Below are 12317 nucleotides of genomic sequence, written 5' to 3' on the forward strand. Positions count from 1 at the left end.
GACGCCCCACCGGAGACCACAAGGTCACCGGCGGGGCGTCACGTCAGCGAAGGAGGCGACAATCCACCCGATTGGGCGTCAGGTCGCGGGAGTCGGGCGCGTCAGATGCGCACGCCGAACTGGAAGGTGCCCATGTAGCTCATGGACTCGTAGCGGACCACGGCACCCGGCTTCGGCGCGTGCAGGATCGTGCCGTTGCCCGCGTACAGACCCACGTGCGAAAGGCCGTTGAAGAAGACCAGGTCGCCGGGCTTGAGCTGGCTGCGGCCGATCTTCACGCCGTCGTTCTGCTGGGTGTACGTGGTGCGGGTGAGCTTCACGCCGGCCTGGCGGTAGGCCCACTGCGTCAGACCGGAGCAGTCGTACGAGTTGGGGCCCTCGGCGCCGGAGACGTACGGCTTGCCGAGCTGGGTGGCGGCGGCGCTGAGCGCGGCGGCACCGCGCTGGGAGGCCGGGACCTCGTTGCCGAGGTCGACGCGCTCGCCGGCGGCGCGGCTGGCGCGCTGCTCGTCCTGCTGGATCTTGGCGCGCTCGGCGGCGGTGAGGGTGTTGAGCAGCTTGCGGGCCTCGGCCAGCTTGCCCTGGTAGCTCTTCTTCTTCTCACCGAGGGTCTTGCGGACGTCCTCGAGGTCGGCGAGCTTCGTCGTCGCCTCGGCGCGCTGCTGGGCGAGCGTGCGCTGCTTGGACTGGATCGACTGGAGCACGTCGGCCTGCTTGGCGCCGAGCTGGTCGATCGCGGACGCCTTGTCGAGGTAGGTGTCCGGGTCGGAGGAGAGGAAGAGCTGGAGCGCCGGGTCGATGCCACCGGAGCGGTACTGCGCGGAGGCGACCGAACCGATGCTGTTGCGCAGGGTGTTGAGCTCCTGCTGGCCGCGGGCCACCTTGTCCTGGAGGGTGCTGATCTCGCCCTGGAGCTTGCCGCGCCGCTCGTCGGCCAGGTTGTACTGCTCCGTGGCCTCTTCGGCCTCGTGGTTGAGCTTGTCGACCTTCGACTTCACATCGTCGATCTTCGGCTTGGGAGCCGCCTGGGCGCCGGTCTGGGCGGTGAGCGCAACAGCAGCGGCGGCGGTGACGCCGAGCACGGTCACACGGGTGCGGCTCGGCTGCTTGGGTCGACGGTGGGACGCCACGAAGGCGAGCTCCTCTTCCTCGAGCCGCCCAACCGAAGTGCGTCAGGCGGTTCCTCCGCTGACATCCCGGATGGATGATCAACCGCGCGAAGGTTCGAGGCCCGACCCTAGTGACCATCTTGTGATCAGTTCAAATCCTCATGGGCAAAATCTCGCTCACAGGGCACATTATTTACACGCACCACACGGGCGGTAATGGGCACTTGACCCTGCGCCCTCCAGAATTCGGGCATTACGCCCAGGACTTGCGATCCGTCACGACATGCGCGAAAGCCGCTTCAGCAACAAGGCGGACGCGACGGGCCGCGCACCGGCCTTGGCGACCCCGTCGGCCACCTCGCGGTCGGTGGAGACGACCACGACCGGACGGCCCGGCGGCTCGGCGCGGACCAGCTGGCGGATCAACTCGTCTGCCGTGACACCCGGCTTGGAGAACAGCACCCGCACCCCGCGCGGCGGCGCGAGGAGGACCGGGGCGGCCAGCTCGGCCCCGTCGAAGACACAGGTGACCTCGGCGCCCGAGCGGGCCGCGAGCGCGGAGAGCCCGCCGAGCAGCCGCAGCCGCTGCTTCTCGAGAGGCATCGTCGGGTAGCCGGTCTTGGTGACGTTGTAGCCGTCCACGACCAGATGCGTCTGCGGCAGCGCGAGGAGCTGGTCCAGGAGCGCCGGATCGGTCTCGGAGAGCGCGCGGGCCGCGATGTCCTTCGGGGACATCCGGCCGGGCTCCACCGCGTCGACGGTGTCGGCGGGGTGGACGGAGACGGGCGGCAGGGCCAGTTCGCGCCGGAGCCCCTGGGCGGCGTCGAGCACCGTGTCGAGCAGCAGCCGCAGCCGCATGTCCTCGACCGAGCGCCCCTCGCGGGCGGCCCGGCGGCTTGCCTCCAGGGCGGCCTCGACCTCACCGAGCCGGGCCTTGAGCCGGCGGGTCTCGCTCTCGGCGGCCGACACCTGCGCCGCCGCCTCCGACCTGATCGTGTCGATCTCGGCGTGGGTCCTGCGCAGGGCGGCCTCGCCGCGCTTCACATCGCTCTGGGCGCTGCGCAGCTTGCGGTGAAGCGATTCGGCTTCCCTGCGGGCCGCCTCCAGATCGTGGCGCAGCTGCTCGGTCTCCGCGCGGCCGCGGTCCTTGGCGGAGGCGACCTCCTCGCGCAGCCGCTCCAGCTCGCGCCGGCCGGCCTCGTCGGCCCGCTCGGCGTCCGCCCGCTGAGCCTCCTCGCCGGCGGCGGCGACCAGCTTGACCCAGCCGGTCGGGCGCAGCACATAGGCGGCCGCGGCGACGTCGACGGGGTCGGCGGCGGCCGGCGGGGCGCCGGTCTCGACGGCCCCGGCCAGCTCGGGCTGCGCCTCCTTGAAGCGCTCGCCGATCCGCTGCCGGAAGAGCGGATCGCTCTCCAGGGCGGCGGCCATGGCGTTGCCGGCGAACTTGGCCCGCCGGCTCGCGGTGAAGCGGGCGTACTGCCGCAGGGGTGCCGGAAGTTCGGCGACGGTCAGCCCGCCGAAGGCGTCCGAGACCAGCGCGACGACCCTGCGCCGTACGCCGTCGGGCAGCGGGCGGTCGAGCGCCTCGGCAGCGTCACCTGCCGCGCCGGCCGGCTCTCCACCGTGCGCGGGCTGCTCCACGATCCGTCACCCCATTGTCATTCGCACCGCTCCGTCAGGAGGCGCTGCCGGGCCTGTCCACCAGTTCGATCTGGTCCACCGCGTTGCACCAGCGGCAGCGGACCGACTCGATGGTCTCACTGACCACCTCGCGCTCCTCCACCTTCGGCTCACCCGCGAGATCCAGATGGACGTATTCGACGACCTTGGAGGAGCGGGTCACATCGAACCGGGTGAGGTTGCCGCAGAGGGTGCAGCGCCAGCGGGTCTCGGCGGTCGGCAGGGGAACCGTCGTCATCGTGCCGTCCTCTTTCATTGCGTGATGCGGGTGCGGGTGCCGCGGTGCGCCGTCGAACTGCGGAGGTACAACGCGTAACCCTACGGCCTTGCGGGTACCCCGTGTCGCGGCGAGGCACTCTGTCCAGGTCGGCACCGTTACGCCATGATCTGTCCATGATCGATTGGCGGCGGATCGACTGGCGGCGGACGGCCCTCGACACCTGGCGGGGCGCCCGGACCGGCCCCTCGGTGACGTACGCCCTGATCACCGCCTGCTGCGTGGTGTTCCTGATCAGCCCGGTGTCGGGGCTCAATCCCGTGTACGGGACCGGGGACGCCGCCCTCGCGGCGCAGAGCGCGTACTTCCACGACTGGGGCGTCGTACCGGCCGAGCTGATGGGCGGCGGGCCGCCGCGCACCCTGCTCACCCCGCTGACCGCCCTCTTCGTCCACGGCAGCTGGCTGCACCTGCTGGGGAACATGCTCTTCCTCTACGTCTTCGGCGCGATGACCGAGGACCGGATGGGCCCGCTCGCGTTCGGCCTCTTCTATCTGGGCTGCGGCTATCTGGCGCTGCTCGGCTACGCGGCGGCGCACGCGAGCAGCGAGCAGACGCTGGTGGGGGCCTCGGGGGCGATCTCGGGGGTGCTCGGCGCGTTCCTGTTCCTCTTCCCCCGCACCCGGGTGACCAGCCTCTTCCCCTTCCTGCTCTTCCTTCCGCTGCGCTTCCCCGCCTGGATCGTGCTCATCTTCTGGTTCGTGCTGCAGTGGCTCGCGGCCCGCGCGGCGGGCGCGGGCCCGGGCGTGGCGTATCTGGCCCATGTGGTGGGCTTCGCCGTCGGCTTCCTCTACGCCTGGGGCCGCTACCGGGGTGGGGATACAGTGAAACCCCCAGCCGCGGCGACCGAGGGAGAAAGCCAGCCGTGATCACCGCGATCGTGCTCATCAAGACCAGCGTGGACCGCATCCCCGAGATCGCGGAGTCGATCGCCTCGCTCGACAGCGTCAGCGAGGTCTTCTCGGTGACCGGTACGTACGACCTGATCGCCATGGTCCGCGTGCCCCGGCACGACGACCTGGCGGACGTCATCCCCGGCCGGATCAGCAAGATCCCGGGCGTCGAGGCGACGGACACGCACGTGGCGTTCCGTACGTACTCGCAGCACGACCTGGAAGCGGCCTTCGCCATCGGCCTGGAGTCCTGACCCTCCCGGCGGGACGGGGCTCGCGGCGACGGCCTCGACGATGCAGTCCTCGAAGGTGAAGGCCTCGAAGATGAAGGAATCCTCATCGGGGCCTCATCCTCGCAGGCGCCCGCGCGCGCGAGCCTGATCGCATGTCCTTCACCCATCGCATGGCCACGCTCGCGGCCGTCGTCGCCATCCCGCTGGGGATAGCGGCGACGAGCTACGCCCTGACCGACGAGCCCGAGGCTCCCCGGGTGCCGCCGGCCGTGGAGCTGAGCTCCTCGCCGACCCCAGGCACGACAAACACGCCGACGACCAGCGGGACGCCCTCGACCCCGCCGCCGTCCGACGCCGTGGTTCCCGGGCCCTCGGCCACCGGCGACGACGATGACGACGTCCGTGACGAGGGCTGACCACCGGGTGTCCGCCCGCGTCCGCATCCTGCTCTGGCTGCTGCTCGTGATGGCCGTGGCTCTGGCCGCCGTCGCCGTGGCCACCCGCTCGATCCTGCTGCGGGACGTGGACCACCGGATCAACCAGCTCCTGACCCAGGAGACCGGGGAGTTCGCCAACTTCGTGGCGCAGGGCGTCGACCCCGCGACGGGCGGCCCGTTCACCGACCCGGACGCGCTGCTCCGGGTCTTCCTGCAGCGCCAGTACTCCGACCCCGACGAGGAACTCCTCGGCCTGGTCGGCCCGTCGGGCCAGGGGCTCCGGGTCATCCGGCAGTCCCGTGAACTCCCCGCCTCCGTCGCCCTGCACCGCGACCGCCCCTCGCTGGACGCCATCGCCGCCTCCGGGGCCTCCTCGGGACGGCTCGACCGCGCGCGCGGCGAGGTCCGCTGGGCGAAGGTGCCGATCAGGAGCGACGCCGCACGTGGGGCGGCCTTCGTGGTCGCCTTCCACGCGGACCGCGAGCGGGCCGTCGCCGACGAGGCGTTCCGCGCGCTGCTCGCCATATCGGGCGTGGCGCTGCTGATGACGACCGGGATCGGCTGGGCCGTCGCGGGCCGCATCCTTGCACCCGTACGAGTGGTACGCGCGACCGCCGCCGAGCTGACCGAGCGCGATCTGACCCAGCGGATCCCCGTGCAGGGCCGGGACGACATCGCCGCGCTCGCCGAGACCTTCAACGCGATGCTGGACCGGCTTGAACAGGCGTTCGCCGGGCAGCGCCAGTTCGTCGACGACGCCGGGCACGAACTGCGCACGCCCATCACCATCGTGCGCGGCCATCTGGAGCTGATGGGCGAGGACCCGGCCGAACAGCGCGAGACCGTACGGCTCGTGACCGACGAGCTGGACCGGATGAGCCGGATCGTGGAGGACCTGCTCCTCCTCGCCAAGGCCGAACGGCCGGACTTCGTCCGTACCGAGCCCGTCCAGCTCGCCGAACTGACCGCCGACGTCTTCGTGAAGGCGCGGGCCCTCGGCGAACGGGACTGGGTCCTGGACGGGGTCGCCGACCGGGCGGCCGTCCTCGACCCGCAGCGGATCACCCAGGCCATGGTGCAGCTCGCGCAGAACGCGGTCCAGCACACCGTCGCCGGGCAGCGGATAGCGATCGGCTCGCGGGCGGTCGAGGACCGGATCGAGCTGTACGTCGCCGACGCGGGACCGGGCGTCCAGGAGCAGGACGCCGACATCATCTTCGAACGGTTCCGGCGCGGCACCGCCCGCCGCGGCGCCCGGACCGGCGGCGCCGGGCTCGGGCTCTCCATCGTCCGGGCCATCGCCGAAGGCCATCGGGGCGGGCGCGTCGAGCTCCGCCCGACCGAGGGCGGCGGAGCCACCTTCGTCCTCGTCCTCGACCTCCAGGAGTCGCCGTGAACCGCATTCTGATCGCCGAGGACGAGGACCGGATCGCCTCCTTCGTGGAGAAGGGGCTGCGTGCCAACGGCTTCACCACCACGGTCGCCGCCGACGGTGACACCGCCCTCGCCCGGGCCGTCTCCGGCGGCTTCGACCTGATGCTCCTGGACATCGGGCTGCCCGGCAGGGACGGCTTCACCGTGCTGCGGGAGCTGCGCGAGGCCCGGGTGACGCTGCCCGTCATCGTGTTGACGGCCCGTGATTCGGTACGGGACACGGTGGCCGGCCTGGAGGGCGGCGCGGACGACTGGATGACCAAGCCGTTCCGCTTCGAGGAGCTGCTGGCCCGGATCCGGCTGCGGCTGCGCACCGCCGCCCGCACCCCCGAGGTGACGGTGCTGCGCGGCGGCGAGGACCTGAGCCTGGACCTGCGGACCCGGCGGGCGCGGTCCGGGGAGCGGACGGTGGACCTGACGGCCCGTGAGTTCGTGCTGCTCGAACTCTTCCTGCGCCACCCCGGCCAGGTCCTGTCGCGGGAGCAGATCCTCTCCCACGTCTGGGGCTACGACTTCGACCCCGGCTCGAACATCGTGGACGTGTACGTCCGGGCGCTGCGCAAGAAGCTCGGGGCGGAACGCCTGGAGACGGTACGGGGCATGGGGTACCGCATGCCGTAGCGAGCGGGCCGCCGCCCGCATGAACCTTCCTTCATGGCGGGCTCATGGGCGGCTCACCCCCCGCTCGGAGAGTGGTTCTCGTGAACCTCTCCCTCCGTCAGGCGGTCTGGCTCTGCCTGGCCCTGAGCCTCTGCGCCCTGCTCGCCGTCCCCGGCACCGCCCCGGAGCTCGGCGGCGAGGCCCGGCTCACCCTGGCCGTCTTCGCCCTCGCGACCTGCGCCTGGATCGCCGCCCCCGTAGACGACACCTACGTCGCCCTCGGCGCGGGCCTCGCGCTCACCGCGACCGGAGTGATCAGCGCCGACACGCTCTTCAGCACCCTCGGCGACGAGACGATCTGGCTGCTGATCTGCGCCTTCGTGCTCGCCGCCGCCGTGACCCGGACCGGGCTCGCCGGGCGGGCGGCCGCCTTCCTGGTCAGCGGGGCCCGTACCGTACGGCAGTTGGTCCATCTGACCACCGCCGCCCTGGTGGTGACCGCCTTCGCCGTCCCCGCCACCTCGGGCCGCGCGGCGCTCGCGCTGCCCGTCTTCCTCGCGCTCGCCCAGGTCCTCGCCGAGCGGCGCCGGCTCGTGGTGATGCTGGCGCTGCTGTTCCCGACCGTCGTGCTGCTCTCGGCGGTGGCCACGCTGATCGGGGCGGGCGCGCACCTCATCACGGTGAGCCTGCTCCTGGAACGGACGGGCGAGCGGATCGGTTTCGTGGAGTGGCTGGTGCTCGGGCTGCCGCTCGCGGTGGTCTCCTCCCATCTGGCGGCGGAGACCGTGCTGTGGACGACCACCCGCCGCGCGGACCGGCGCGAGCCGGTGCGGATCACGGTCACCCAGCTCCAGGAGCACTCCCCCGCCGCCGTCTCGGGACCGCTCACCACGGCGGAGACCCGCTGTCTGCTGCTGCTCGGCACGGTGGTCGCGCTCTGGTGCTCGGAGCCGCTGCACGGGGTGTCGCCCGCGGTGGTGGCCCTGATCGGCGCGGTGGTGGCCTCCTCGCCGGCGCTGGGGACGGTACGGCTCAAGGAGGGGCTCGGGTCGGTGCCCTGGCCGATGCTCCTGTTCATGGCGGCGACCACCGCGATGGGCGTGGCGCTCGTCGACTCGGGCGCGGCGGGGTGGCTGGTCGGTGGTCTTCCGGTGGACGGGATACCCGCCTGGGGGTTCCTCGCGGCGGTCGTGGTGGTCGGCACGGCCGCGCACCTGGTCCTCCAGTCGCGCTCCGCCCGCTCCTCCGTGCTCGTCCCGCTCGTGATCGCGGCGGCGGTCGCCGCCGGGGTCAACCCGGTGGCCGCCGCGCTCGCCTCGACGGCGGCGGCCGGCTTCTGCCAGACCCTTCCCGCCTCCGCGAAACCGGTCGCGCTCTTCGCCGAACCACCCGACGGCGTCCCCACCTTCACCCCGGGCCATCTGCTGCGGCTCTCCGCCGTGCTCGCCCCGCTCAGCGCCGCGCTCGTGCTGTGCTTCGCCCTCTTCGTCTGGCCGCTGCTCGGCGTGCCCGTCCTTCTGGAGCCCCAGCCATGACCTTCCGTATCGCCGTCGCCCCCAGCGGTTTCAAGGAGTCCCTGTCCGCTCCCGAGGCAGCCGAGGCCATCGCCGAGGGGGTGCGCAGGGCCTGCCCGGACGCCGTGCTCGACCTGATCCCGCTGGTCGACGGCGGTGAGGGTACGGCGCGGGCCCTGGCGGCCGCGACCGGGGGCAGGCTCGTGCCCCGGGTCGCGACCGGCCCGCTGGGCGCACCCGTCCGGACCCACTTCGCGCTCCTCGCCCCCGACTCCGCGGTGGTCGAGATGGCGGCCGTCGCGGGCCTCTCGCTGGTGCCGGCCGGGCGGCGCGACCCGGGCGCCACGACGACCTTCGGGGTCGGCGAGCTGATCCGCGCCGCGCTGGACGCCGGGGCGCGCCGCGTCCTGGTCGGCTGCGGCGACTCGGGCACCTCGGACGGCGGCGCGGGCGCGCTCCAGGCCCTCGGCGCCCGACTCCTGGACGCCGAAGGAGCCGAACTACCCCTAGGCGGACTGGCGTTGAACCGCCTCGACCGGATCGACGCAACGAACATCGACCCCCGCCTTGCCGAGGCCGAGCTCCTCGTGGCCTGCAATCCGTACAACGTGCTGTGCGGCGAGCGGGGCGTGGCGCGGGTCTTCGGCCCGCAGAAGGGCGCGAGCCCGGAGCAGGTCGAGGAGTTGTCGGCGGCCCTGGAGCGGTGGGCCGCCGTCCTCGGCCGCGACCTGCCCGGCCCGGTCGCGCTGCGGACCGCCCCGGGCACGGGCGCCTCGGGCGGTCTCGGCGCCGGGCTCGCCGCGCTCGGCGCCCGGCTGCTGCCCCGGTTCGAGGTGCTGCTCGACCGGATCGACCTGGACGCCCGGCTCGCCCGCGCCGACCTGGTCATCACGGCCGAGGGCGCCCTCGACGGGCAGACCGTGCGGGGCAAGATCCCCGCCGAGGTGGCCGGCCGGGCCAAGGTCCACGGCGTCCCCGTCCTCGCCCTCGCGGGCACCCTCGGCCAGGGCGCCCACCACGTACGGGCGGTGGGCGTGGACGCCTACGGCTCGATCCTGCCCGCCCCGATGGCGCTGCCCGAGGCGCTCGACCGGGGCGCGGAGTTCCTCGCCGACGCGGCCGAGCGCGCCCTGCGGATGGTCCTGCTGGGCACCCGGCTGGCGGCCTGAACAGCCCTGATCGTCAGCCGCGGTCCGGGACGCAACGGCCGTCCTCGGTGCGGTACTTCCACTGCGCGCCGTCCCGGACGAGCTCCTTCACGGCCCGCACGAAACGCTCCACGTGCTCGTCGGGCGTACCGGCGCCGAAGCTGACCCGGATCGCGTTGAGCGACTTCTCGCCGGGCGCGGCCTCGGGCGCGCCGCACTCGCCCTGGGTCTGCGGGTCGCTGCCGAGCAGGGTGCGGACGAGCGGGTGGGCGCAGAAGAGGCCGTCACGGACGCCGATGCCGTACTCGGCGGAGAGCGCGGCGGCGAAGTGCGAGCTGTTCCACCCCTCGACGACGAAGGAGATGACGCCGACGCGCGGCGCGTCGTCGCCGAAGAGCGAGAGCACCTTCACCTCGGGCACCTCGGCGAGGCCCGCGCGGACGGTGTCGATGAGGTGCTGCTCGCGGGCGACGAGCTGGTCGAAACCGGCCTCGGTGAGCGCCTTGCAGGCGGAGGCGATGGAGTAGACGCCGATGACGTTCGGCGAACCGGCCTCGTGGCGGGCGGCCGTGGTGTGCCACTCGACGTCGACCCCGCCGTCGGCGCGGCGGGCGACCTTCTTGGAGGCGCCGCCACCGGCGAGGTACGGCTCGGCGTCCTGGAGCCAGTCGGCGCGGCCCGCGAGGACACCCGAACCGAACGGGGCGTACAGCTTGTGCCCGGAGAACGCGACCCAGTCCACGTCCAACTCCCGTACGGAGACGGGGTGGTGGGGCGCGAGCTGGGCGGCGTCGAGGACGATCCGGGCGCCGTGCGCGTGGGCGGCGGCGGCCAGCTCCTTGACCGGCCACAGCTCACCGGTGACGTTCGACGCGCCGGTCACACAGACGAGGGCGGGACCGTAGGGGTCGCGGTCGGCGAGGGCGCGCTCCAGGGTCTCGACGGCCTGGGCGGGCGTGCGGGGCGCGTTGAGGTAGGTGACCCGGGCGTCCTGCCACGGCAGGAGCGAGGCGTGGTGCTCGGTCTCGAAGACGAACACCTCGCAACCCTCGGGGACGACCTGGGCGAGCAGGTTGAGCGAGTCGGTGGTGGAGCGGGTGAAGACGACCTGGTCCTCGGGGCGGCAGTCGAGGAACTCGGCGACGGTGACGCGGCTGTTCTCGAACAGGTCGGTGGAGAGCTGCGAGAGGTACCCGGCGCCCCGGTGGACGCTGCCGTAGTACGGGGCGTACGCGGCGACGTCGTCCCACACCCGCTGCAGGGCCGGCGCGCTGGCCGCGTAGTCGAGCGCGGCGTACGTGACCTCGCCGCCGGTCACGAGCGGCACGGTGACGTCCCGCCCGAGCACCGGGAGCGGAGCGGCACAGCAGGGGTCGGCGGATTCGGCGTCGGCGGCGGTGGCGGCAGTGGTGACGGTGGCGTTCGGGTACGCGGACATGGCGGTATCTCCCTGGCAGGACTGGGGCAGCGAAGGGCCCGCAGGGCAGCACGATGTGGGTGCCTCGTACGGGTGTTGCCTCGACACACGACACGGCGTGCGGAGGGTGGGAAAACGGGGCCGAAGGCCCTATCGCATTCGCTTGCTCACGAGACTGCTCCCTTGAGGACCAGGACCCCAGGGTGTGCAGGGGTCCGCGCTTGCCGCGGACCTTGCTGTCCACGGCCTGGTCTTCACCCGGGGCACCCCGCCACGGACGGAGGGTTGCCGGACAGCAAGCCGGGGCTTCGTAGCTGTCACTCATGACCTGGCCAAGAAGCTATTCCACGTGATCGCTCCGGCGCAACCCGTGTCCGGGATCCGGGACGCGAAAAAGGGGCCCGGACAACCCCGGACCCCTCTGCCGCGCGCGCCGGCGCTACGCGTTGCTCGCCACCACCCAGCGCTCCAGCGCCTTCCGGGCGGACCCCGAGTCGATCGACTCGGCCGCCCGCGCGATCCCCTCGCGCAGCTGCTCCGCCAGGGTGCCCGACCCCGGGTGCAGCGCGACGAGCGCCGCCGCCGAGTTCAGCAGGACCGCGTCCCGTACGGGACCGGTCTCGCCCGCGAGCAGCCGGCGCGCCACGTCCGCGTTGTACGAGGCGTCGGCGCCGCGCAGGGCCTCCACCGGGACCAGCTCGATGCCGACGTCCCTCGGGTCGAAGGCCTCCTCGCGCACCTGGCCGTCCCGTACCACCCAGACCCGTGAGGTGGCCGTGGTCGTCAGCTCGTCCAGGCCGTCGTCGCCGCGGAAGACCAGGGCGGAGGAGCCGCGCTCGGCGAGCACTCCGGCCATGATCGGGGCCATCCGGGCGTCGGCGACACCGGTCGCCTGGGCCTTGACGCGGGCCGGGTTGGTGAGCGGACCGAGGAAGTTGAAGGTGGTCCGGATGCCGAGCTCCTTCCGGGCCGCCGCCACGTGGCGCAGCGCCGGGTGGAACTTCACGGCGAAGCAGAAGGTGATCCCGGCCTCGTCCGCGACCTCGGCGACCCGCTTCGGGGTCAGTTCGAGGTTGACGCCCAACTTCTCCAGGACGTCGGAGGCGCCGCTCGCGCTGGAGGCGGCCCGGTTGCCGTGCTTGACGACCTTCGCCCCGGTGCCGGCCACCACGATCGCGGACATGGTGGAGATGTTGACGGTCTTGGCGCCGTCGCCGCCGGTGCCGACGATGTCGACGGACGGTCCGGGGACCTCGATCAGGTTGGCGTGCTCGTACATCGTGCGCACGAGCCCGGTGATCTCCTCGACGGTCTCGCCCTTGGCGCGCAGCGCGACGGCGAAGCCCGCGATCTGCGCGTCGGTGGCCTCACCGCGCAGGATGCGGTCCATGGCCCAGGCGGTGTCCTCGGCGCTCTGGTCGCGGCCGGTCAGCAGTCCGTCGAGGACGCCAGGCCAGGAGCGGCCCGCCGACGTAGGTCCTCCAGCGGGGGTCGCAGCGCTCATGGCAGCTCCTGGTCATCACGTAACGGAATACGGGTCCCACCCTATCGATCCGGGAGCACGGCAAAGAGCCC

The 12317-nt window shown here is 72.7% G+C and carries 12 protein-coding genes and 1 riboswitch; of the genes, 7 read left to right on the top strand and 5 right to left on the bottom strand.

The window, feature by feature from the left end:
* Nucleotides 1–101 precede the first annotated feature (101 nt).
* The 3 genes from AB0F56_RS24810 to AB0F56_RS24820 form a co-directional block, all read right to left on the bottom strand.
* The gene (locus tag AB0F56_RS24810; protein ID WP_362013385.1) at nucleotides 102–1130 is read right to left on the bottom strand and encodes an NlpC/P60 family protein; all 1029 of its coding nucleotides are present in this window, start codon (nucleotides 1128–1130) and stop codon (nucleotides 102–104) included.
* Between the two features lie 255 nt (nucleotides 1131–1385).
* Entirely contained in the window at nucleotides 1386–2750 is a 1365-nt protein-coding gene (locus AB0F56_RS24815) for an NYN domain-containing protein (protein WP_362013387.1), read from the bottom strand.
* Between the two features lie 34 nt (nucleotides 2751–2784).
* Nucleotides 2785–3027, bottom strand: a complete 243-nt coding sequence (locus AB0F56_RS24820) for a hypothetical protein (RefSeq protein WP_362013389.1) — start codon at nucleotides 3025–3027, stop codon at nucleotides 2785–2787.
* Between the two features lie 155 nt (nucleotides 3028–3182).
* Here AB0F56_RS24820 and AB0F56_RS24825 point away from each other — a divergent pair, with 155 nt between their 5' ends.
* The 7 genes from AB0F56_RS24825 (at nucleotide 3183) to AB0F56_RS24855 (ending at nucleotide 9346) form a co-directional block, all read left to right on the top strand.
* Nucleotides 3183–3935: a rhomboid family intramembrane serine protease gene (locus tag AB0F56_RS24825; RefSeq protein WP_362013391.1), complete on the top strand. Its 753-nt coding sequence runs from the start codon at nucleotides 3183–3185 to the stop codon at nucleotides 3933–3935.
* Nucleotides 3932–4213: an Lrp/AsnC ligand binding domain-containing protein gene (locus AB0F56_RS24830; RefSeq protein WP_362013392.1), complete on the top strand. Its 282-nt coding sequence runs from the start codon at nucleotides 3932–3934 to the stop codon at nucleotides 4211–4213. The genes AB0F56_RS24825 and AB0F56_RS24830 overlap by 4 nt, the downstream gene beginning before the upstream one ends.
* A gap of 131 nt (nucleotides 4214–4344) precedes the next feature.
* Nucleotides 4345–4608 carry a small hydrophilic protein gene (locus tag AB0F56_RS24835; RefSeq protein WP_362013394.1) on the top strand — a complete coding sequence of 88 codons (264 nt, stop codon included), beginning with the start codon at nucleotides 4345–4347 and terminating at the stop codon, nucleotides 4606–4608.
* Complete coding sequence (locus AB0F56_RS24840; RefSeq protein ID WP_362013396.1) at nucleotides 4583–6025, top strand: ATP-binding protein; 1443 nt, start codon at nucleotides 4583–4585, stop codon at nucleotides 6023–6025. Before AB0F56_RS24835 ends, AB0F56_RS24840 begins: the two co-directional genes overlap by 26 nt.
* On the top strand, nucleotides 6022–6684 hold the full coding sequence (locus tag AB0F56_RS24845; protein WP_362013397.1) for a response regulator transcription factor: 663 nt from the start codon (nucleotides 6022–6024) through the stop codon (nucleotides 6682–6684). The genes AB0F56_RS24840 and AB0F56_RS24845 overlap by 4 nt, the downstream gene beginning before the upstream one ends.
* An 80-nt stretch (nucleotides 6685–6764) precedes the next feature.
* Complete coding sequence (locus AB0F56_RS24850) at nucleotides 6765–8198, top strand: SLC13 family permease (protein ID WP_362013398.1); 1434 nt, start codon at nucleotides 6765–6767, stop codon at nucleotides 8196–8198.
* On the top strand, nucleotides 8195–9346 hold the full coding sequence (locus AB0F56_RS24855; RefSeq protein ID WP_362013400.1) for a glycerate kinase: 1152 nt from the start codon (nucleotides 8195–8197) through the stop codon (nucleotides 9344–9346). The genes AB0F56_RS24850 and AB0F56_RS24855 overlap by 4 nt, the downstream gene beginning before the upstream one ends.
* Nucleotides 9347–9359: 13 nt before the next feature.
* Here the strand turns inward: AB0F56_RS24855 and AB0F56_RS24860 are convergent, their stop codons facing one another.
* Together AB0F56_RS24860 and trpD are read right to left on the bottom strand one after the other, a co-directional pair.
* Nucleotides 9360–10763: an aminotransferase class V-fold PLP-dependent enzyme gene (locus AB0F56_RS24860; RefSeq protein WP_362013402.1), complete on the bottom strand. Its 1404-nt coding sequence runs from the start codon at nucleotides 10761–10763 to the stop codon at nucleotides 9360–9362.
* Between the two features lie 191 nt (nucleotides 10764–10954).
* A riboswitch (SAM riboswitch) is annotated at nucleotides 10955–11071 on the bottom strand.
* A 110-nt stretch (nucleotides 11072–11181) separates the two neighbouring features.
* Nucleotides 11182–12246, bottom strand: a complete 1065-nt coding sequence (gene trpD, locus AB0F56_RS24865; protein ID WP_362013403.1) for an anthranilate phosphoribosyltransferase — start codon at nucleotides 12244–12246, stop codon at nucleotides 11182–11184.
* Between the last annotated feature and the right edge of the window lie 71 nt (nucleotides 12247–12317).

It is taken from the genome of Streptomyces sp. NPDC026092 (assembly GCF_040638605.1).
GTDB lineage: Bacteria > Actinomycetota > Actinomycetes > Streptomycetales > Streptomycetaceae > Streptomyces.

Coding starts and splice junctions, on each gene's coding strand:
- AB0F56_RS24820 (WP_362013389.1), bottom strand. CDS start 3,027: ATGACGACGGTTCCCCTGCCGACCGCCGAGACCCGCTGGCGCTGCACC.
- AB0F56_RS24825 (WP_362013391.1), top strand. CDS start 3,183: ATGATCGATTGGCGGCGGATCGACTGGCGGCGGACGGCCCTCGACACC.
- AB0F56_RS24835 (WP_362013394.1), top strand. CDS start 4,345: ATGTCCTTCACCCATCGCATGGCCACGCTCGCGGCCGTCGTCGCCATC.
- AB0F56_RS24840 (WP_362013396.1), top strand. CDS start 4,583: ATGACGACGTCCGTGACGAGGGCTGACCACCGGGTGTCCGCCCGCGTC.
- AB0F56_RS24855 (WP_362013400.1), top strand. CDS start 8,195: ATGACCTTCCGTATCGCCGTCGCCCCCAGCGGTTTCAAGGAGTCCCTG.
- AB0F56_RS24860 (WP_362013402.1), bottom strand. CDS start 10,763: ATGTCCGCGTACCCGAACGCCACCGTCACCACTGCCGCCACCGCCGCC.
- trpD (WP_362013403.1), bottom strand. CDS start 12,246: ATGAGCGCTGCGACCCCCGCTGGAGGACCTACGTCGGCGGGCCGCTCC.